The organism is Brachybacterium sp. SYSU DS0246, assembly GCF_059391765.1.
In genome coordinates this window covers 1-20,557 of the sequence record NZ_JBZXYT010000035.1, presented here as the reverse complement: position 1 = coordinate 20,557, position 20,557 = coordinate 1, and the positions used below count along the sequence as shown (strand labels likewise).

17 protein-coding genes are annotated in these 20,557 nt (G+C 73.6%); 10 read left to right on the top strand and 7 right to left on the bottom strand.

The features are described 5' to 3' along the window. Positions 1-6 precede the first annotated feature (6 nt). Both AC5020_RS14805 and AC5020_RS14800 read left to right on the top strand, forming a co-directional pair. Positions 7-3,480, top strand: coding sequence for a hypothetical protein (locus AC5020_RS14805; protein WP_464988828.1), 3,474 nt, complete (start codon positions 7-9; stop codon positions 3,478-3,480). Then, positions 3,473-5,104: a DUF5719 family protein gene (locus AC5020_RS14800; RefSeq protein ID WP_464988827.1), complete on the top strand. Its 1,632-nt coding sequence runs from the start codon at positions 3,473-3,475 to the stop codon at positions 5,102-5,104. The genes AC5020_RS14805 and AC5020_RS14800 overlap by 8 nt, the downstream gene beginning before the upstream one ends. A gap of 28 nt (positions 5,105-5,132) precedes the next feature. On the opposite strand, the gene AC5020_RS14795 is transcribed toward AC5020_RS14800, so the two are convergent. Continuing rightward, positions 5,133-5,588, bottom strand: coding sequence for a metallopeptidase family protein (locus tag AC5020_RS14795; RefSeq protein ID WP_377017322.1), 456 nt, complete (start codon positions 5,586-5,588; stop codon positions 5,133-5,135). An 88-nt stretch (positions 5,589-5,676) separates the two neighbouring features. Between AC5020_RS14795 and AC5020_RS14790 the strand changes: the two genes are divergently transcribed. Beyond that, a complete protein-coding gene (locus tag AC5020_RS14790) occupies positions 5,677-6,057 on the top strand; it encodes a DUF3499 domain-containing protein (protein WP_464988826.1) in 381 nt (126 codons plus the stop codon). After that, positions 6,050-7,741, top strand: a complete 1,692-nt coding sequence (locus AC5020_RS14785) for a phosphomannomutase/phosphoglucomutase (protein ID WP_464988825.1) — start codon at positions 6,050-6,052, stop codon at positions 7,739-7,741. Before AC5020_RS14790 ends, AC5020_RS14785 begins: the two co-directional genes overlap by 8 nt. A 21-nt stretch (positions 7,742-7,762) precedes the next feature. On the opposite strand, the gene AC5020_RS14780 is transcribed toward AC5020_RS14785, so the two are convergent. Then, entirely contained in the window at positions 7,763-8,614 is an 852-nt protein-coding gene (locus AC5020_RS14780) for an RDD family protein (protein ID WP_464988824.1), read from the bottom strand. Positions 8,615-8,731: 117 nt separating this feature from the next. On the opposite strand from AC5020_RS14780, the gene AC5020_RS14775 reads away from it, so the two are divergent. Next, entirely contained in the window at positions 8,732-9,727 is a 996-nt protein-coding gene (locus AC5020_RS14775) for a stage II sporulation protein M (protein WP_464988823.1), read from the top strand. A gap of 16 nt (positions 9,728-9,743) precedes the next feature. Here the strand turns inward: AC5020_RS14775 and AC5020_RS14770 are convergent, their stop codons facing one another. From AC5020_RS14770 to AC5020_RS14750, 5 genes are read right to left on the bottom strand one after another with little or no spacing between them, the layout of a single operon-like run. Beyond that, positions 9,744-11,042 carry a DUF58 domain-containing protein gene (locus AC5020_RS14770; RefSeq protein WP_377017332.1) on the bottom strand — a complete coding sequence of 433 codons (1,299 nt, stop codon included), beginning with the start codon at positions 11,040-11,042 and terminating at the stop codon, positions 9,744-9,746. A gap of 11 nt (positions 11,043-11,053) precedes the next feature. Continuing rightward, positions 11,054-12,079, bottom strand: a complete 1,026-nt coding sequence (locus tag AC5020_RS14765; RefSeq protein ID WP_377017334.1) for an AAA family ATPase — start codon at positions 12,077-12,079, stop codon at positions 11,054-11,056. Continuing rightward, positions 12,076-13,236 carry a DUF4350 domain-containing protein gene (locus tag AC5020_RS14760; protein WP_464988822.1) on the bottom strand — a complete coding sequence of 387 codons (1,161 nt, stop codon included), beginning with the start codon at positions 13,234-13,236 and terminating at the stop codon, positions 12,076-12,078. Before AC5020_RS14760 ends, AC5020_RS14765 begins: the two co-directional genes overlap by 4 nt. Continuing rightward, positions 13,233-13,880 (bottom strand): DUF4129 domain-containing protein, encoded by a 648-nt coding sequence (locus tag AC5020_RS14755; RefSeq protein WP_377017338.1) that lies wholly within the window; start codon positions 13,878-13,880, stop codon positions 13,233-13,235. The genes AC5020_RS14760 and AC5020_RS14755 overlap by 4 nt, the downstream gene beginning before the upstream one ends. Continuing rightward, a complete protein-coding gene (locus AC5020_RS14750) occupies positions 13,877-15,019 on the bottom strand; it encodes a glycerophosphoryl diester phosphodiesterase membrane domain-containing protein (protein WP_464988821.1) in 1,143 nt (380 codons plus the stop codon). The genes AC5020_RS14755 and AC5020_RS14750 overlap by 4 nt, the downstream gene beginning before the upstream one ends. A gap of 124 nt (positions 15,020-15,143) precedes the next feature. Between AC5020_RS14750 and mtrA the strand changes: the two genes are divergently transcribed. The 5 genes from mtrA to AC5020_RS14725 form a co-directional block, all read left to right on the top strand. Further along, positions 15,144-15,839: an MtrAB system response regulator MtrA gene (gene mtrA, locus AC5020_RS14745; protein ID WP_377017342.1), complete on the top strand. Its 696-nt coding sequence runs from the start codon at positions 15,144-15,146 to the stop codon at positions 15,837-15,839. A gap of 16 nt (positions 15,840-15,855) precedes the next feature. Next, entirely contained in the window at positions 15,856-17,553 is a 1,698-nt protein-coding gene (gene mtrB, locus AC5020_RS14740; protein ID WP_377017344.1) for an MtrAB system histidine kinase MtrB, read from the top strand. Beyond that, positions 17,550-19,253, top strand: a complete 1,704-nt coding sequence (locus AC5020_RS14735) for an LpqB family beta-propeller domain-containing protein (RefSeq protein WP_464988819.1) — start codon at positions 17,550-17,552, stop codon at positions 19,251-19,253. The genes mtrB and AC5020_RS14735 overlap by 4 nt, the downstream gene beginning before the upstream one ends. 144 nt (positions 19,254-19,397) lie before the next feature. After that, entirely contained in the window at positions 19,398-20,180 is a 783-nt protein-coding gene (locus tag AC5020_RS14730; RefSeq protein WP_464988818.1) for a ComF family protein, read from the top strand. Between the two features lie 240 nt (positions 20,181-20,420). Then, on the top strand, positions 20,421-20,557 hold a 137-nt coding region (locus tag AC5020_RS14725), incomplete at its 3' end, for an HPF/RaiA family ribosome-associated protein (RefSeq protein ID WP_464988842.1).

Below are 20,557 nucleotides of genomic sequence, written 5' to 3'. Positions count from 1 at the left end.
TCCCCGGTGAGCGAACCTCATGTCACTGCTGTCGTCCTGCTGAGCGGGTCGACGACCGCGCACTCCCTCAGCACAGCCCTCGAAGCCGTCACCGGCCAGTCCCGGCACGCCGACCGCCTCGTGGTGGTCGCCACCTCCGATCTCTCCGACGACGTCCAGGATGCCCTCGACGCGCAGGTCGCCGACGGGGTGGTCGACGACGTCGTGACCATATCCGCCTCCGCCGGCCCGGCGGGAGCGGTGCGTGAGGCCGCCGATCTGCTCTCGCGGGGCTCGCGCGAGCCGGGCCGCGCCCCCGCCGCCGACGTCGACGCCGGAGATGTCGAGGACACCGCCCGGCCCTCCCGGCGACGCGCCCGCAAGGTCGACCCCACCGCGATCGAGAAGCGTCGCACCCAGCAGGCCGAGGACCTCGCCCGCATCCCGCAGCGGCTGCGCACGCGCCGCTCCCGCCCTGGCCGACGCGTCGGCCTCGGGGGCGGCGCCGATTCCGAGTCCTGGTCGTCCTGGCTGTGGTTCGTCGTCGACGGTTCCACGCCGGGGCCGACCGCTCTCGAGCACCAGCTGCGATTCGCCGCCGAATCCCCCAACACCGGCGTGGTCGGGGCCAAGCGCGTGCGTCCTATGGGGCCGGCACCGGACGGCGACGGCCCCGACCGGGACGGCCTCGGCCAGGACCGTCCCGGCCAGGAACGCCTCGATCACGACCAGCTCGATCACGACCGGAACGACGAGAGTGCGCCGGGAACCGCCCCGCATGCCGATGCCCTCGTGGACGTGGGCATCACGCTGACCCACGGCGGCCGCATCATCACCGGGGTCGACCCCGGAGAGATCGATCAGGGACAGGCCGACTGGCGCCAGGACGTGCTCGCCGTGGCGCTGCCGGGCATGCTGATCCGCGAGCAGACCCTGCGCGACGTGGGCGGTCTGGACCCCGACCTGCCCGCTCCGTGGGCCGAGATCGACCTGTGCCGGCGCGTGTGGCGCTCGGGCGAGCGTGTCGCGGTCCAGTCCGCTGCGACAGTCCTCTACCCCGCACCGACGCGGCCGAGCCTGGAGCGCCTGCAGGAGCAGCGCACCGGGCAGATCCTGGTGCTCCTCAAGCATCGCTCCCTCCTCATGGCCCTGGCCATGCTGCTCGTGCTGCCGCTGAGCACGATGCTGCGGATGGCCGGGGCGGTCGCCGCCTCCGCGCCGCGCCGCGCCGGGATGGAGCTGCGAGCCTGGATCGCGGCACTCGCCAGCGCTCCCCGGGTGCTGGGCCGGGGCCTTCGCGAGCGTCGGCGGGCCCGCGTTCCCAGCGGGCGCCTGGCCCCGCTCTACCTGCCCCGCGGTGAAGGCGCCCGGCGCCTGCTCGACGACACCTGGACCCGGCTGGTCGCCGACGACGACCGGATCCGCCGCATCCGACGCACCACCTGGGGCGTCGCCGGGACCCGTCACGGGATCGAGGACGCCGACTACGGTCGCCACCTGGTGTGGACCGTGGTGGTGGCGCTGACCGCGACCGTGCTGGGGCTGACCGCCCTGCGCCGCCTGTTCGGCAGGGGCGAGCTCACCGGCCCCGGGCTGCGAGCGATCCCCGAGAGCTGGGGCGCGCTGTGGGAGGCCGCCTGGTCCAGCTGGATCCCCGGCGGGCTGGGGGAGCGCGGGCCGGGCGACCCGCTGGTGCGCCTGCTGGGTCATCTCCCGCTCGGCGGTTCCCTGTTCATCGAGATCGTCGTGTTCGCCGCGGTGCCCGTGAGCGCGCTGGCCGCCTGGTGGGCGGCCGGCGCCGTGACCCGCGCCGTCGGGGCGCGGCTCGCGCTGACCACGGCGTGGGCAGTGGCGCCGTCGCTGCTGGCCGCTCTGGCGGCCGGGGCGTGGCCGCTGCTGCTGGTGCACATGCTGCTGCCGCTGATCGCGCTGTCGATCGGCCGGGCCGTCGGCCTCCCGCACAAGGTCTCGCAGGCGAGCATCTCGGCCGCCGCGATCGGCGGCCTGCTGCTGCTGGTCGCCGGCGCGATCCAGCCGGTGCTGGTGCTCCTGGGGGCGGTGGCGCTGGTGCTCATCGCACTCGGCGTGCCCGGCCGCCGGGCCCGTCTGCTGTGGGCCCTCCTGCCCTCCCTCGCTCTGCATGCCCCGTACCTGCCTGTCTACCTGGGCCACCCGCGCACGCTGCTGGCCGTGGGAGGTATGCCGGCCCGCGCGGGCACCGCCTCCACGACGGATCTGCTGTCGCTGTGGCCCGTGGCCCCGGGCCTGCAGGACGCACTGGCGCCTCAGCTGGGGGGACCGGGCGGGACGATCGCCCTGCTGGCACCGGTGCTGCCGGTCGCCCCCGTCGTCCTCGCCGCGATCTTCTCGCCCCTGCTGGCCGGGCAGGCGGGGCGGGTCGGCCGCTTCAGCGTGCTGATGGCCGCCGTGGGTCTGCTGACCGTCCTGCTGGCGCGCGAGACCCCGACCGCCCTCGGCGACGAGCAGCTGGTGACTGCTCCGCTGCACGGCCTGCTGAGCGTGACCCTGCTGGTGCTCTGCCTCGGGGCCGCGGCGAGCTTCGACGCCCTCGCCCGGCGGGAACCGGGTGACGGCCGCCTCCGGCGCCTCCTGACCTCGATCACGGGGGCGATTGTGGCCGCGGTCTGTCTGGTCACCGTCGTCGGCGGGACCGCGCTGCTGCCCGGCCAGCTGCGCGTGGACCGTGTCGAGGGCGGCGAGGTCCCGGCCGCCGCCGCGGACCAGGGCCGCACCTCCGCCCGCGCCCGGGTGCTCGTCCTCGAGCAGGAGGCCGACGGCTCCGTCGGCGCCAGCGTGGTCGTCCATGGCGGCGACACCGTCATCCAGCACGCCGCGATCGACGACGCCCGGCACGTCGAGACCGTCCGCTCCGGAAACGCCCCCGACGAGGATCCCGGCTCCACCGCGCTGCGGGGTGCCGTCGCCGAGATGCTCTCCTCCGGGGCCGACGCGGCCGCGAGCGACGAGGTCCAGCAGGCCACCGCCACTCTCGCCGTCGCCTATGTCGTCGTCGAGGGCGACCCGGAGCAGCAGGCGGAGCTGATGCGGACCCTGGACACCTCCTCGACGCTCGAGAAGGTCACCGAAGGCGCCCGTGGCGGCATGTGGCGGGTCATCGACTCCGCACCCCGCGCCCGAGTCACCGGCGGAGACGAACCCGTCGCGCTGGACAGCGGCGTGATCGGCGCCGAGGGCACCGTTCCCGCCGCCCGGGATGAACGCACCGTGGTGCTCGCCGAGCGCTACGACACCCAGTGGGAGGCGACGCTCGAGGGCACCGAGCTCGAGCCGGTCGTCGTGGACGGCTGGGCGCAGGGCTTCACCGTCCCGCCCGGAACCGGCGGCGACATCGACATCCATCGCGAGCAGCCCTTCCGCCTGCTCTGGCAGGTCGGCCTGTACGCCGTGCTGGCCCTGACCGCGCTGATCGCGATCCCCTGGCGCGTGCGCCCCCGGGCCGCGGAGGAGATGTATGGCTGAGAGCGATCTGCACACCGACCGGGAGCCGGCTCCATCGCGCCGCGCCCCCCACGGTGGTCCCTGGCGCCCGCTGCTGGCCCTGGCTGCTCTGATTCCCCTGGCCGCCGCGGTGGGGGCGATCGCCGCCACCCCGGAGCCGGAACCGACGACACTCGCCCGCGCCGAGGCGCAGTCGCAGCCGGGGGGGAGCTCGCTGCAGTGCCCCGGCCCGCTCACGCTGCCCGAGGAGCTCCTCGCGGAGGGGCCGGACGCCGATCTCGCCGTCACCCCGCCCACCGAGACGGTGGACCTCTCCTCCGTGGCCCTGGAACCGGAGTCCTCCCTGCTGTTCGGCGAGGTCAGCGCTTCGGAGACGCTGCAGGAGGACGACGGCTCCGTGCGAGCTCCCGACATCGTCACCGAGGGCAGCGACGGCACGGCCCTCCAGGACCGGACCGCCGCCCAGGACCTGGGAGCAGGCGTGCAGGCCGTGACCGGGATCGAGGACTCCCCGGTGGTGCGTGCGGCGACCTCGCAGGGTGGCCGCCCTGTGGCGGACACCGTGCAATCCACTGCCACCGACGCCGGCGACTATCGCTCCCTGTCGCTGACCCGCTGCGCCGAGCCGACCACGGACGCGTCGTTCCTGGGGGTCTCGACCGCCACCGGCGACAGCTCGGCGCTGGTCCTGCGCAACCCGACGCAGCGGCCGGCCACGGCCTCGGTGCAGGTGTGGACCGAGGACGGACCCGCCGCGATGGAGGGCCGCAGCCAGGTCGTGGTCGCTCCCGGCGCCGAGGAACGGGTGCTGCTGGAATCCGTGGCCGGTGGCCACGACGTCGTGGGCGTGCGCACCACATCGCTCGGCGCGCCGCTGGCGATGCACGTGCAGACGACCGAGCGCGACGGGCTGACCCCCGGGGGCGCCGAGATCCTCCAGCCGCTCGCACCCGCCGCCGAGGAGCAGGTGATGCCGGGTGTGGAGGTCGCCGGGACCCCGCCGGTCCTCGTGCTCGCCAACCCCGAGGGCGCGGACACCACCGCCTCCGTGGACGTCGCCGGTGACGACGGCCCGGTCGACGAGGCCGCCCTCGAGGATGTCGAGGTGCCCGCGGGCGCGGTCGTCAGCGTGCCGCTGGAGTCTCTGGGTGATGGCACCTTCTCCGTCTCGGTCTCCTCCGCGGATCCGGTGCTGGCGGTCACGCGCTCCTCCGCCACGGGCGCGGACCTGCCGGGGGACACGGTGGGCAGCCCGGTCGATTTCACCCTCGTCGGCTCCGCGCCGGCCATCGCGTCCCACGCCATCACGGCCCTACCGGCCGAGGGCGCGGCGGGGGAGCTGACCCTGGCGGCGACGGCGGATTCCGCGGTCACCGTCATCCCGATCGCCGCGGACGGGTCCGCCGGGGACCCGGTGCGGACCGAGGTCAGCGAGGGCGGCTCGACCTCGGTCGTCGCCGCCGACCTGGAGATCGACGGGCAGTCCGCGGCCGGTCTCACCGTGGTGCCGGAGGTTCCCGGTGCCGTGCATGCCACCTGGATGCAGCGCGAGAGCGACGGCGCCGGCGGCGTGCTGCTCTCAGCCCTGCCGGTGCACACGGCGCGCAGCGGCGGCGACCCGCTCACGGTGCGGCTGCAGGAGTGAACGGCGGGGGAGCCGGGACCGATCGAGGTCACTCGCTCCAGGCGCCCGGATCCACGTCCTCGGGAGCGATGTTCAGCAACGACCCGATCTGCTCGGCGAGCACCTGACGCACCAGCAGCTCCAGGTCCTGCTCGCCGGCGCAGCGGGTCTGGACCGGCCGGCGGTAGACGATCACCCGCGCCGGATGCTCGCGGGTGGGCGGCAGCGCCCGTCCCAGCAGCACCGTCGCGTCCTCCCACGGGGCCGCGTCGGCGGGAGGCACCTCCTCGACCAGCACCTGCAGATGGGCCAGGCGACGCGGGAAGCGCTCCGTGAGGTCCGCCCCGGCGTCGGCGACCAGGTCGTCGAACTGCTCGCGGCGGGTCCGGTAGCCGGGAAGATGCGGCGGGATCAGATCCCAGCGCCTGCCGCGGCCCCGGCGATCGCGGCGACGCGGCCCCGGGCGCGGTCCCGGCACCGCGGGTCGGATCGGCTCGACATCCATGGAGGCACTCTAACGGCCTGCGGGCGACGCCCGGAGGTCAGGGCGCGCCGCCGCCCGAGGGTCGGTCCGCCTGCGTACACTGCTGGACGTGCCTGCTCGTGAATGCTCCCGGACCTCCTGCTCGAGACCGGCCGTCAGCTCGCTGACCTTCGTCTACGAGGACTCGACGGCGGTGCTGGGGCCCTTGTCGCGCACCAGCGAGCCGCACGCGTACGACCTCTGCAGCGAGCATGCCGGCCGCATGACCGCGCCCCGCGGCTGGGAGATGCTGCGGGTGCCCGGCGGCTCCGACGTCAGCGATGATCTCGTGGCCCTCGCCGACGCGGTCCGACAGCGCCCGGCCTCCTCCGGACAGCCCGCGCCGAGCGCGGGGCCGGCGCCGCGCAGCGGCACTCGGACGCATCGCACCGCGGGGCCCGACGAGGAGCCGGAGCGCCACCTCCGCGTCGTCAGGAGCACCGATGACTGAGCGCCCTGCAGCCTCGGCCCCGGACCTCTCCGCACTGGTCACCGCCAATGACGTGCGCGGCGTCGCGGGCGAGGAGCTCAGCGAGGACGTCGCCCGCGCGCTCGGCGCCGCCTTCACCGACTTCCTGGACGGCGATGCGCTGATCGTCGCCCACGACATGCGGATCAGCTCGCCGGATCTGTCCCGTGCGGTCATCGAGGGGGCCGTCCGTCGCGGGGCCATCGTCGGTGACGCCGGGCTCGCCTCCACCGACCAGCTCTACTGCGCCTCCGGGCTGCACCGTGCAGCCGGCGTCATGGTCACCGCCTCGCACAACCCCGCCGCCGACAACGGACTCAAGCTGTGCCTGCCGGGCGCCCGGCCCCTCAGCCGCGACACCGGCCTGGACGAGATCCGCCGGGCCGCCGAGGCGTACCTGGCCGCGGGGGAGATCCCGGAGCGGGGAGAGGGTCGTACGCAGCCGCTGGACACGCTGCCCGACTACGTCGGGACGCTGCACGGCCTGGTGAGCGTGCCCGATCACCGGCCGCTGCGGGTCGCCGTCGACGCCGGCAACGCGATGGCCGGCCTCACCGCCCCTGCGGTCCTCGAGAGCCTCGAGCAGCTCGACGTGGTCCCCGTCCACTTCGAGCTCGACGGGACGTTCCCGAACCATCCGGCCGATCCCCTGGACCGTGGCACGCTGCGCGACCTGCAGGACGCGATCCTCGCCCACGGTGCGGATCTCGGACTCGCCTTCGACGGCGACGCCGACCGCTGCGTGGTCCTGGACGAGACGGGCGCGGCCGTGCCGCCCTCGGCGATCACTGCGCTCATCGCCCGCCGCGAAGTGGCCCGCGCCCGTGCCGCAGGCGAGGAGCGGCCTGTCGTCGTCGCCAATCTCGTCTCCTCCCGCCACGTCGCCGAGGCCGTCCTGGAGGCCGGGGGAGAAGCGGTCCGTTCGCCCGTCGGCCACTCGCTGCTGAAGGCCCTGATGGCCGAGCACGATGCCGTCTTCGGCGGCGAGCACTCCGCGCACTACTACTTCCGGGACTTCTTCTTCGCCGACTCCGGCATGCTCGCCGCCCTGCACGTGCTCGCCGCACTGGGGGAGAGCGACGGACCGCTGTCCGCCCTGATCGCCGAGCACGACCCCTATCCCTCCAGCGGCGAGATCAACACCCGCGTCCAGGACCCCTCCGCTGTCAGGGAGCGGGTACGGGAGCACGTGGAGAACCTGCCCGGGGCGCGTCTGGACGACCTCGACGGGATCACCGCCGTGCACTGGGATCCCGGCTCCCTGCCCGAGGACCGCTGGTGGTTCTCGCTGCGCTCGTCGAACAACGAGCCGCTGCTGCGGCTGAACGTCGAGGCCGAGCTGGAGACGACGATGATCCGGATCCGCGAGGAGATCCTGGCGATCGTCCGCGACCAGGACCTCACCACGGCCCCGTCCTCGGCCGACGCCGACGCAGCGGACTCCGATGGAGGGTCGGTGCCGCCGGCGGAGTCGGAGATTCCCCCTGGTGCCAGCGGAGCCGACGTGCCCAGCTGGGTGCGCTCGCGTCTGCGCTGCCCCGACTGCGGAGGCGAGCTGCGAGACGTCGACGCGGCCCTGCAGTGCACCGGATGTGCGCGCCGGCACCCCGTCGAGGACGGGATCCCGGTCCTCATCGCCGGTCGCCACGACGCTCCGTCGGCCTGAGCAGGAGCCGCGCCGGTCGGCTCAGGCGGAGAACGGCACCGCGCGGACCTCGACGGACAGCTCCCGCTGACGCTCCTGGCCGCGCCGCAGCCGCTCCTCGTCCCGGCGGGACCGTTCGGCGATCACCGCGGCCAGGAACTCCTCCGGATCCGTCCCCGGCGGCGGGGCCGGAGCGACATGGGGCAGGGTGCGCCGCAGCAGATCGCGCGAGAGCTCGCGGCGCGAGGTCGGGTGAATGGTCGCCGCGCGCGGCAGGAACGAGCGGATGTCCTGCATCAGCGTCACGGGGAGCCGGCCGACGTCCGCCGCGCGGACCCACTCGCTCAGCGCGGCCGGCACCTGCACCCGGCTCGCCTCGAGATCCCGCATCCGCTCCTGGATCACCATGGTCCCGGCCAGCAGATCACCCACCCGGCGTGACCTGCGGTCGATCACCGAGCAGGTCAGCGCGAGGGAGCCCGCGGTGGACCAGATCTCCAGCATCGCCATCACGGCCCGCAGCAGGCTCTGGCGCACGTGGACAGGGCCGCCGTCGTCCCGCACCACTCGGGTGCCCATCACGAGGCGGCCGACGGAGCGTCCCTGCAGCAGCAGCTCGCACAGGACCGGGTAGCCCACATAGACCAGCACCGAGACCAGCACCACTGCGGCGGCGACCAGTCCGTCATCGAGATCGGCCCGCGCGGCCGACCAGGCCACGGCGACCGTTCCGGCGATCAGGATCGCCAGCTGCACCGCGCCGTCGACGGCGGCCGAGAGCATGCGCGTGGCGAACGTGGCGGTGCGCAGGTCCAGCAGCACGGCATCGCCGGTGATCAGTGCTTCCCGATCGGGGCGCGCGGGTACCGCCGCCGTCGAGCCCATCGTTGCCATGCCCCCATCCTGGCAGGATCGGCCCGCGCCGGTGAGCGCCGAGCGTCGGCTTCCGACGGCGGGGCCTCCGACTTTCGTCGGCCGCCGCCGGGCGGCTGCGGATCCTAGGCTGACTCCGTGGACACCGACGCCTTCATCGCCGTGCACCGCCCGCAGTGGGAACGTCTGCGGGAGCTGACCCGCGCCCGGAGACTGGACGCGGCCGGCATCGACGAACTGCTCTCGCTCTACCAGGAGACCGCCACCCACCTGTCCACGGTGCGCTCCACGAATCCGGACCCGGCCCTGACCGCGCGACTCTCGCTGCTGGTCCATCGTGCCCGGCTGCGGATCACCGGCACTCGGACCCCGCTGTGGAAGCACGCCCGCAGCTTCTTCTGGGAGGACCTGCCGGCGGCCCTGTACCAGGCCCGGTGGACGGTCGCGCTCGCAGCCGGGATCTTCCTGCTCGCGGCGGTCGTCACCGGTGTCTACTTCGGCACGGACGCCACCGCTCGCGAGCTCGTGATCTCCGAGGAGGATCAGCGCGACCTGGCCGAGCACGACTTCGTCGCCTACTACTTCCAGGGCGAGGCCTCGGGCTTCGCCGCCCAGGTGTGGACGAACAACGCCTGGATCACCGTGCAGGCCGTGGTGTTCGGCGTGACCGGCATCTGGCCCGTGGTCATGCTGCTCCAGAACGGTCTGAACGTGGGCCTCTCCGGCGGGGTCATGGGCGCCTACGACGGGCTGGGCACGTTCTTCGTGTTCCTGCTGCCCCACGGTCTGCTCGAGATCACCGCCGTGCTGGTCGGGGCCGGGGCCGGGTTGCGGACGTTCTGGGCCTGGGTGCGGCCCGGGCCGCTGCCACGGCTCTGGGCGCTGTCCCGCGCCGCGCGCGCCCTGGTGACCGTCGCGATCGGGCTGGTCCCGGTGCTCCTGGTCTCCGGAGTGATCGAGGCCTTCGTGACGCCGAGCTCGCTGCCGCCCGCGGTGCGCATCGCCATCGGGGTCCTCGCCTGGCTCGCCTTCCTCGTGGTCATGTTCGGCCGCGGCCGGCAGGTGCACCGTCAGGGCGTCACCGGCGACCTCCCGCAGGAGATGGTGGGCGACCACGTCGCCACCGCCGGCTGAGGGGATCGCCCGGCGCTCAGAGACGCCCGGCGGCCTTGAGGGCGAGATAGGCGTCCGCGAGCGCCTGCGGGGCCCGGTCGGGCGGAGCGTCGGCCACATGGGCACCGACCCGTTCCAGCGCGCGGGCGACCCCGGCGCGCTCGGCCCGGGCCTGCTCGGCGGCGGCAGCGCTGTAGACCGCTTCGACGTCTCCGCGGCCGGCGGCGAGCGCCTCCAGGGCGGGATCGGCGACGGAGGCCACCAACAGCGGATGGTCCCGGGCGATCCGGGCTGCGACCGGCAGCAGACCGGTGTGCACGACGGACGCCTCGACCGGGGTCACCAGGACCACCAGCGCACCGCGCCGCGAGCGCTCCGAGATGGCGCGGGCGGCGCGTTCCCAGTCGGTCTCGACCAGCGCCGGGTGCACGGCCGCGGTGGCGGTGACCATGTCGTTCAGCACCCGGGTGCGGTTCGCGCCCAGCACCGAGACGTGGGTGATGCGATCGATGCACATCAGGTCGACCCGGTCTCCGGCCTGGCCGGCGAGCGCGGTCAGCAGCAGTGCGGCGTCGAAGGCCGCGTCCAGGCGGGTCGAGTCGCCCAGACGGCTCGCCGAGGTCCGGGAGGTGTCCACGACGATCAGCACGTGGCGGTCCCGCTCCGGGCGCCACGTGCGCACCACGACGCTGCGCCGGCGGGCGGTCGCGCGCCAGTCGATCGAGCGCACGTCGTCGCCGTCCACGAAGTCCCGGAGGGAGTCGAACTCCGTGCCCTGACCGCGCTGATGGACGGCCGCGAGACCCTCGATCTCGCGCAGCCGCTGCACCCGCGAGGGCAGGTGCCGCCGGGAGCCGAAGGGATGCAGGGCCAGCATCCTGCCCGGGGCATCGACCCGCGCCGTGCGGCGAGCGAGGCCGAGCGGGCCGCACGAGGCGACCAGCAGCGCGCGGGAGCTGTGCTCGCCGCGACGGGTGGGTGTGAACGACTGGGTGAGGGCGCGCCGCTCCCGGGCGGGGATGCGCAGTGCGGAGCGCTGCCGGTCGAGCCCGGCCGTCGGATTCCAGGCGTCGCGCACCTCCAGGTCCGCGGTGCGGCCGGTGGGATTGGTCAGCAGCAGCCGACCGGAGGTCTCTCCGCCCAGCCGTACCTGCAGCGGGGCCTCGCGGCGCACCCGGATCGCCCCCGGACGCGGGGCGGCGAACGCATCGGCGAGAACCACCAGCGCCCACAGCCCCAGCAGCACCAGCAGCACCCACCAGATCGGCCACAGGACGATGACGGGCAGAGCGAGCAGCGCCAGCAGCGCCGCGCGCGGGGTCAGCGAGATCCTCATCGACGCGTCCCTCAGCGGGGCACCGGGACGGAGGCGAGGGTCGCGGCGAGCACGGACTCGACCTGGGTTCCCTCCAGCTCGGACTCGGTGGTCAGGCGGACGCGGTGGGAGAGCGTGGCCGGGGCCATGGTCTTGACGTCGTCGGGGGTGATGAAGTCACGGCCGGCGAGGTAGGCCCAGGCGCGCGCGGTGCGCAGCAGGGCGATCGCGCCGCGGGGGGAGACACCGAGCGAGAGACTGGGCGAGCGGCGGGTGGCACGGCACACGTCGACGATGTACTGGACGACCTGATCCTCCGCGACGACGCGGGCGACGTCCTGCTGGGCACGGTGCAGGGACGGCACATCGACCACGGGGCCCAGTCCCATCGCGGCGAGGTCGCTGATGTCGAAGCCCTCCGCGTGGCGGCGCAGCACGTCGATCTCGTCGTCGCGCTCGGGCAGCGGCATCACGGCCTTGAGCAGGAACCGGTCCAGCTGCGCCTCCGGCAGGGCATAGGTGCCGTCGAACTCGATGGGGTTCTGGGTGGCGATGACCAGGAACGGGTCCGGCAGCGGACGGCTCGCCCCGTCCACGGTCACCTGCCGCTCCTCCATGGCCTCCAGCAGCGCCGACTGGGTCTTCGGGGGAGTGCGGTTGACCTCGTCGGCCAGCAGCAGGTTGGTGAACACCGGGCCCTCACGGAAGACGAGGTCGCTGGTGGTGTTGTCGTAGATCAGGGACCCGGTGATGTCGCCGGGCATCATGTCCGGCGTGAACTGGACGCGACGCATCCGCACGTCGAGAGCGGCGGCCAGGGACCGCACCAGGAGCGTCTTCGCGACCCCGGGCACGCCTTCGAGGAGCACGTGCCCACGGCACAGGAGAGCGACGACGAGGCTGGTCACGGCCGCTTCCTGCCCGACGACGCCCTTGTGGATCTCGGTGGCCAGACCCTGCAGCTGACCGCGGGTGTCCACGTCGACGGCGGGGCCGGTGGTGGGACCTGCGTCTGCAGTCCGGGGCGGGTGCGCTGCGGCGGGGGTGGGGTCGGTCATCGGTCGATCTCCTTCTCGAGACTGTCCAGGTCCTGGGCGAGGCGCACGAGGTCCTGGTCGCTGGTGACAGGGGTGGGGCCGAGCAGCGTCCGCAGCTGCTCGGGGGTGCGGTCGACATGGGACGCGAGTGCCGCGATCAGGCCGTCCAGAGCGGATTCGCGGCGCAGGCCGAGGCGATCAGCGAGCCGGGTCGAGGCCGCCGAGCGCAATGCCGTCGCGGCCGCGTCCCGCGCTTCGGCCTGCTGCAGCAGGCGGGCCCGTCCCAGGACCAGCTCCTGGGGGCGGACCGTGACCGGCAGGGGCTCGACCACCACGGGGCCGAAGCGCCTGCCCAGCGCGAGCAGCGCGATCGTGCCGGCTACGAGGATCCACAGTGCCAGCGGACCGGCCCAGTCGGGCAGGTACGTCAGGATGCTCTGCGCGCCCGAGTTCATCGGGTCGCTGGCCGAGGGCAGGTACCAGCTCAGCTCGCCGGAATCGCCGAGAGCATTGAGGACGACGGCGGAGTTGTCGGCCTCGCCGACGCCGTCGTTGGTCAGCAGATCCGCGCTGCCGAGGACCAGAAGACGGTCCTCGCCCACCACCAGGGCCCCGTCACCGGAGAGGAAGCAGTTCTCGCCCCCCTCACCGGCGCGGTACAGGGTGGAGCGCCCCCGCAGCCCGTCCTCACCGGGCACCCGCAGCTGGCGCGCCCCGTGGGCGAGATCTCCGCAGCCGGCACCGGCCTCCAGCTCGGTGGGGCTGCGGAGGGCGCCTGCGGGACTGATCTCCGTGCTCAGGGACGACAGCGTCATCTCGTCCGGCTGCACCAGCACCATGCGGCCGCCCCCGTCCTCGTGGGCCTCGGCCAGGGCGTCGAGCTGCTCGGCGGTGAGGCTGTTCGGGGCCGCGACCAGCACCGTGCGGCCGGCCCGGAGGGAGTCGGCGGCATCGGCCGTGAGACGTTCGACCTGCACGTCGACGCCGAGATCTCCGAGCACCTGGACCACGGCCTTCGAGCCCTGTCCGGTGGGCGCATCGGGCTCCAGCGGTCCGTCGCGGTAGATGCCGCGGGCGATGGAGGCCACCACCGCGGCGACCACCGCGAGCGTCACGAGCACGATGAGCCAGGGGCGGCGGCGCCCTGCCTCGGGACGGGGAGCGGTCGGCGAGCTCATGAGGCGGCTCGTTCGTCGGCGGCCGACAGGTCGGGGGTCGACTCGGAGATGTATTCGGCCAGACGCAGCAGGTCGTCGGCCTGCTTCGGCGACGTCGCGCGGTGGGAGTAGGCGGCGGTGTCGAAGGCATCGGCCCCGCGCAGCAGGCGGCCGCGAAGGTCGGGGAAGGACTGGGCGGCGCGGTTCGCGGCCTCGTGCGCCGTCATCCCGGCGGCCACGTCCAGCAGGGTGCGCTCGTCGAGATCGCGCACGAGCGCGCGCAGGGCGAGCACCGTGCCGTCGTCCGTCCGGCCCGCATCGATGGCGGAGCGGGCCGACGCGCGCAGCTCCGAGGCGCTGAGCACCGGCTGCGCATCGAGTCCCGCGGGGACGGCGAGGGTATGGCTGCGGCGGATCAGCCCGGTGCGCCGCAGCACCAGGAACGCCGCCAGCAGCAGGGCGAGAGCCACGGCGACGGCGAGACCGGCCTGGGCGGCGGAGGAGCCGTCGATGCCGTCGACGAGGTTCGTCAGCCACCGCTCGATCACGCCGAGCAGCCAGCTGACGAAGCCGGGGGAGTCGTCGTACTCGGATTTGGACAGCTCCTCGAGGATGCGGGAGCGGGCCTCGTCCGGGTCCAGGGGCGGGGGGCCGGCAGGGTTCATCGCATGCCGCCGGTGTCCCAGTTCTCCCGCGAGCGCCGCGTCAGCTCGACGTCCCACGCCTCGTGCCGCATGCGGTTGTCGGCGTAGACCGCCGCGAACCCGGCCGAGAGGAACGGCGCCAGCAGGAACGTCGCGATGTAGCTGCCGAGCATGGTGATGAGTGTGAGCACGGTCATGGCGACCACGAGCGCCTGCATCGAGCTGCCCAGGAGGATCGCGACGTAGACGATGCCGCCGACGAACCCGAACACGCCGGCGACGACCTGCAGGGCGATGGTGTAGACGAGGTAGAGCAGCGCACCCGTCCCCAGCACCCGCCACAGCCGGCGCCCCCGGGTCATGGCGAAGCTGCGACGCAGTGACCCCAGGATCCCGGCGTCCTCCACCACCAGTGCCGGGACGGCAAGGATCGTGCGGGCCCAGATCCAGATCATGGCCAGCACGCCGAGGGCCAGCCCGAGCAGGACCGCGCCGATCGTGACGACGCCGGCCTCCTGCACCAGCAGCACCGGCAGCGCGCCGAGCGCCAACGGCACGGAGAAAGCGAGAACCGAGGCCACGGCGATCAGTGCGCTGATGGCTATCGCCGGCACGGCCAGGCGCCGGGCGGTGGACCACATCTGCGAGCCGGAGACGGGCTCACCGGTGGCCTCGCCGATCGCGACGCGGGTCAGGGCCACGGTGACCAGGGACGCGGCGAACATCGAGATGATCCCGGAGATCGCCGAGGAGACGACGGTCAGGACGAGATCCGAGGCATCCGGCCCGATGGGCGCCGCATCCGGGTTGTCCATGGTGGCCTGCATCTCACCGATGAACGGAACCATCCCCGCCCCGGTCAGGACCGTCGTCAGAGCGAACGCGACGCCGTAGACGGCCGCTGCGAGCCCGAGGACGGTCTTCGCGCGCAGCCGGTAGATCCGCACGGCGGCGCCGAACACCTCGCCGAGGCTGAGAGGCCGCAGCGGGAACAGCGGGACGTTCTCGGCCAGCTCCCGCCGTGGTCCCCCAGGGTGGCCCGCCTCGCCGTTCGCGCCCCCGGGCACCTCGTGAGAAGCGTCCTCGGAGGTCTCCGGGGCTCCGGGGCCGGGCTGATCGGAGCTCCCGCTCGTTCCCGGTGCGGTCCATCCGGTGCTCATCGGTTCCTCCTGCTGCTGGTGCCGTCCTGGGCTCTCTCCTGGGCCCTCGCAGGACAACTTACGGACTCCCGGCCCGGTACCCGATCCGACGAACGTCGATGACCATGTGTCGTGCGGTGGCACAATGAGGCGCATGACGACGCCTTCACGGATCCTCGTGGTCGACGACGATCAGGCGATCGCCGAGATGGTCGGCATCGTTCTGCGCGGCAAGGGCTACGAGGTCGCGACCTCCCCCGACGGCGCCTCCGCACTGGAGACGTTCCCGCGACTTCGCCCCGACCTCGTCCTGCTCGACCTCATGCTCCCCGGGATGGACGGGATCGAGGTGTGCCGGCGGCTGCGCCGGGACTCCGGGGTGCCGATCATCATGCTCACCGCGCGCACCGACACCGCCGACGTCGTCGAGGGCCTCGAGGCCGGCGCCGACGACTACCTCACCAAGCCCTTCGAGCCCGAGGAGCTGGTCGCCCGCATCAAGGCGCGGGTGCGCCGGGTCGAGCCGCCCACCACGGAGCAGCTGAGCATCGGCGACCTCGTCATCGACGTCGACGGGCACGAGGTGCGCCGGGGCGATGAGCTGATCTCGCTGACGCCGCTGGAGTTCGATCTGCTCACCCAGCTCGCCCGCAAGCCGTGGCAGGTCTTCACCCGTGACGTGCTGCTGCGCGACGTGTGGGGATACCGGCACAGCGCGGACACCCGACTGGTCAACGTGCACGTCCAGCGGCTGCGCTCCAAGGTCGAGCACGACCCCGAGAACCCGCGCATCGTGGTGACCGTGCGCGGCGTCGGTTACCGCGCCGGGGGCGTGTCCTGACATCGCCGGAGGATCCGTGATCACCCGGGCCGCACCGGCGACGCGCGCGGCGGATCCGCGCAGCTGGCCGCTCGCGCTGCGCGTCGTGCTGGTGACCACGCTGCTGTCGATCGTCTCGATGCTCGCCGTCGGCGCCTACCTCTCCTCCGTCATCGCCGACGGCCTCTACGAGCAGCGCCGCGACCGCGTCCTCGAGGAGACGGTGGAGGTCCGCCGCGACCTCACCGAGACCCTGGGGCAGCTCTCCGGCGCCACCAGCACCCAGCAGCAGGATGCGGCGAACGCCTTCGTCCAGACCGCGGGCGGCCAGGGCGGCGGGGACCGCCGCGAGGTGGCGCTGGTCCCGGTGCAGACCTCCGGGGTCGCCTTCCCCGTCGCCTCCTCGGACCGAACACTGTTCGACGAGGTCGATGAGGACTTCACCGCCGCCATCGCCGATCAGCCCGACGCCGTCTCGTGGCGATCGATCGGCCGCGAGGACAGCGAGGGCAACACCGAGCCGGCCCTGCTGGTGGGCACCCGGGTCCTCGTGCCCGGCGTCGGATCCTACGACCTCTACCTGGTCTACTCCCTGCAGGAGGAGCAGGACACCCTCGCCTTCGTCCAGCGCGTGATCCTCGGCGGCGGGGCCGTGCTGCTCGCCCTGATCGTCGGCATCGCGATCGTGGTCGCCCGCATGGTGACCACACCGCTGAAGCGGGCAGCGGGAGCCGCGGAGCGACTGGCCGGAGGGGACCTGACCAGCCGCGTCGAGGTCGCCGGCGCGGACGAGCTGGCCAGGGTCGGGGAGTCGTTCAACGACATGGCCCGCAGCCTGGAGTCGAAGGTCGAGGACCTCACCGAGCTCTCCCGGGTCCAGCAGCGCTTCGTCTCCGACGTCTCCCACGAGCTGCGCACGCCGCTGACCACGATCCGGATGGCCGCCTCGGTGCTGGACGGCAAGCGCGACGAGCTGCCCGGGGAGCTCCAGCGCACCGTGGAGCTGCTCTCGACTCAGGTCCAGCGCTTCGAGGTGCTGCTGACCGACCTGCTGGAGATCTCCCGCTTCGATGCCGGCGCCGCCGAGCTCGAGGCGCAGCGGGTGGATCTGGACGCCCTGGTGGTCCGCGCCGTCGATGACGTGCGGCCGCTCGCCGGTGCCCGCGGCTGCCTGCTGGACGTCCGCCTGGCCGGGGAGGGGATGGACGCCGTGGTCGATACCCGGCGTGTGGACCGGATCCTGCGGAACCTGCTGACCAACGCGATCGAGCACGGGGCAGGCGGTCCCGTGCTCGTGGAGACCGGGTTCAGCGACGACGCGGTCGCGGTGGTGGTCCAGGACCACGGCCACGGGATCTCCCCGGAGGCGGCCGAGCGCGTCTTCGACCGCTTCTGGCGCGCCGACCCGTCCCGGGCGCGGACCCTCGGCGGGACCGGGCTGGGGCTGTCGATCTCCGTCGAGGATGCCGGACTCCACGGAGGCTGGCTCCAGGCCTGGGGCCAGGAGGAGGAGGGAGCCGTGTTCCGGCTGACCCTCCCGCGCCGGCCCGGCGGCGCCCTGGCCCGCTCCCCGCTGCGCCTGGAGCGCTCCTTCGACCGTGACGCCCGCGAGAGCAGCTCGAGCACACCCACCGGGGAGATCCTCATCGGTCCCGGCCTGGTCCCCGACCTCACCGAACCCTCCGGCGAGCCCGGCCCGGGCCCCGGCTCCACGACGGCAGGAGGAGAGCGATGATCCCCGCCCGACGCGACATTCTGCGTGCGGCAGGTGCCGCGACCGTGCTCGGTCTGGGGGCCGCCTGCGCCCGTATCCCGACGTCGTCCCCGATCGACAGTCGCCCTCTGAGCGCGCGCTCCCAGCCCGGCGTCCCCTACGTCCAGGCGCTCCCGCCGCCGGCGGACGCCACGGCGGAGCAGGTCGTCTCCGGCTTCGTGCAGGCCGGGGTGGGATCCGAGGACGACTTCGCCGTCGCCCGCGAGTACCTCACCGACGAGCTCAGCGAGGTCTGGGAGCCCACCGCCGGGATCACCGTCTACTCCGGCAGCCGAGAGCTGGAGGTCGAGGCGATCAGCGACACCGAGATGGTGCTCGTTCTCGAGGTCCTCGCGCTGGTGGACTCCGAAGGCGTGCGCAGCCTGCTGGCGGGACCGACCTCGCGGGAGATCGAGGTCGGCGTGGAACTGGTCGAGGACCAGTGGCGCCTCAGCGACGTGCCCGACGGGATCTTCCTGTCCGAGGCGGCCTTCGAGACCCTGTACGCCCCGGCGCGGCTCTACTTCATCGATGCCCGTTCCCAGCACCTCGTGCCCGACCACCGGTGGTACCCGCTCCAGCGCGGCGCGGAGGCCGTGCTGGAGGGACTCAGCGGCGGCCCGGTCGATTTCCTCGACGGAGCCGTGCACACCGAGGTGCCCGGCGATTCCGGAGTGGCCGACACCGAGGTCTCCACCGGCGCCGACGGCACCGCACAGCTCACGGTCCCCTCCGCGGTGGCCTCGCTCGCTCCCGGCCGGAGAGCGCTGGCACTGACGCAGCTGGAGTCCTCGCTGCGCTCCCTGCGCACCCTCTCGGGGGTCCGGCTGGTGCGGGACGGGGCGGACTTCGCTCCGAGCGAGGACGCCGGGATCGAGCGCGCTCTGCCGGGGCACCGCCCGATCGCGGCAGGTCCGACGGGCGTCATCTCGCTCGCCGATCCCGGGACCGACGCCCCCGCGACCCAGCTGGTTCCGGACCTGGCCGAGCTCGCGCTGAGATCTCCGGTGATCGCCCAGGACGGGGTGCTCGCCGCGGCCCTGACCAAGGAGGCCTCGGTGGTGCTGCTCGCCTCGACCGACGGCTCCGTGCCGCTGCGTGAGGCTGCCACCGGGGGCCTGTTCGTCCCTCCCCGGGTGGACGACGCGGGGTACGTGTGGACCTCCACCCGCTCCAGCGCCGGCGTGCTGATGGCATTGTCCGCCGACGGACCCGAGAGCGACGCCAAGGTCGACGCCCCGTGGCTGGACGGCCGCGAGGTCCAGGAGCTCGACGTCGCCGCCGATGCCACCCGGATGATCGTGCTCTCCTCCGACGCCGGCGGGTCACGGCTGGACCTGTGCTCGGTGATCCGTGACGGCAACGGGGTCCCGCAGTCGGTGACCGAACCGGTCCAGGTGCGCACCTTCCTCTCGGACGTGACCCAGGCCAGCTGGTACGACGAGATCGCGGTCATCGTGCTCGGCTCCGACCCCGGCACGGGCGAGCAGCGCGCTCAGATCGTGGATTTCGCCACCGGGCGCGAGCCGCTCCCGTCGCTGCGACCCGACACCGACCGCATCGCCGGCACCGTCGTCGGCGAGACCATCTGGGCGGGCACGGCCGACGGCTCCCTGCTGCGCAACGACGGGGACGGGTGGACCACGGTCGACCTCGAGGCGCGCGACCCCTGGTTCTACTGAGCGGGCGGCTCCGGTGAGTCGGTCGTCCTCGGCAGCGCGCGGCACCGCTGATCGGCTCGTGCCACCTGTCCTCCCCACAGCTCGTCCGTCCCCGAACGGCCCCGGCCCCTCGTGCGCCGGGTCGGCGTGCGATGGGATCGGGAGATGGACGATGCGAGAGGCGGTCTGCTGCCGAGGATCCGTGAGGTCGCGGCCCAGACCTGCGCACTGGTCGCGCCGCGGCAGTGCCCGTGCGGCACGGACGGGGCCTGGCTGTGCCCGGGCTGCGCCGCGGCGCTGGAGTCCCCTCCGGTCCGCGTCGAGTCCTGCTGCGATGCTCTCCAGCAGCTCTCCGCGGCGCGCGTCCGCGAGGAGGGGGCGCACCGTCCCGCCGGCGTGGACCACACCAGCCTGCTGCCCGTGCTCGCCCTCGGGGAGTATGCGGGCGACCTGCAGCGCATGGTGCTCGCCTGGAAGAACGGCGGGATGCTCCATCTCGGCCGCCGGATCGCGCCGGCCCTCGCCCCGGCGGTCACCACCCTGGCCGCGGAGGCGCGGGTGAGGCGCCCCCTGCTGGTGCCGGTGCCCTCGCGCCGCAGCGCCCGGCTGCGCCGGGGCGAGGATCACACCGGCGAGCTGGCCCGGGACCTGGCGCGGCTGGGCGCGGGCCGGGCCCGGCTGCTGCGAGCAGTTCCCACCACCGGCCAGGAGGGGCAGGGAGCCCGGCAGCGCCGTACCCGTCGGATCCGGCTGTCCCCGGCGGCGGCCCGGCGCGCCGGGGAGGACCCCGCCCCGGTGGTGATCGTCGACGACATCGTCACCACCGGCGCGACCCTGCGCGGGATGCACGAGGCGCTGACCGAGGCGGGGGCGAGGGTGCTCGGCGCCGTGGTCATCGCCTCGGCGCGAGTTCCGGCACCGGCCGTGCCGCCGGGCGCAGCACCGTGAAGCGATGGCCGCGTTCTCCTGCGGGAACACGGCGGATCCGCACGGACCCCATGCAGCGCACGCCGGGATTTATTACGTCCCAGGGGCGCAAGGCCAGGAAACGTCGAGCAAAACGTGGCATGCTGGTGCGTCTCGTCACAGGATGACGAGTCCCTCTCTCTCAGGAGGTGCGCACCCCAGCCGACGAGCCACTGCGGCCGGGCTCAGAGCGGCCGCACCCGGATTGGAGGAGAACATCTCATGGAGATCAATGTCGTCGGACGTCACATGGACGTCCCGGATCGTTTCCGTCGCCATCTCACCGACAAGCTCGACAAGGTCACCCAGTTCGCCCCCACGGCGCTGCGAGTGGATGTGGAGATCTCACAGGAGAAGAA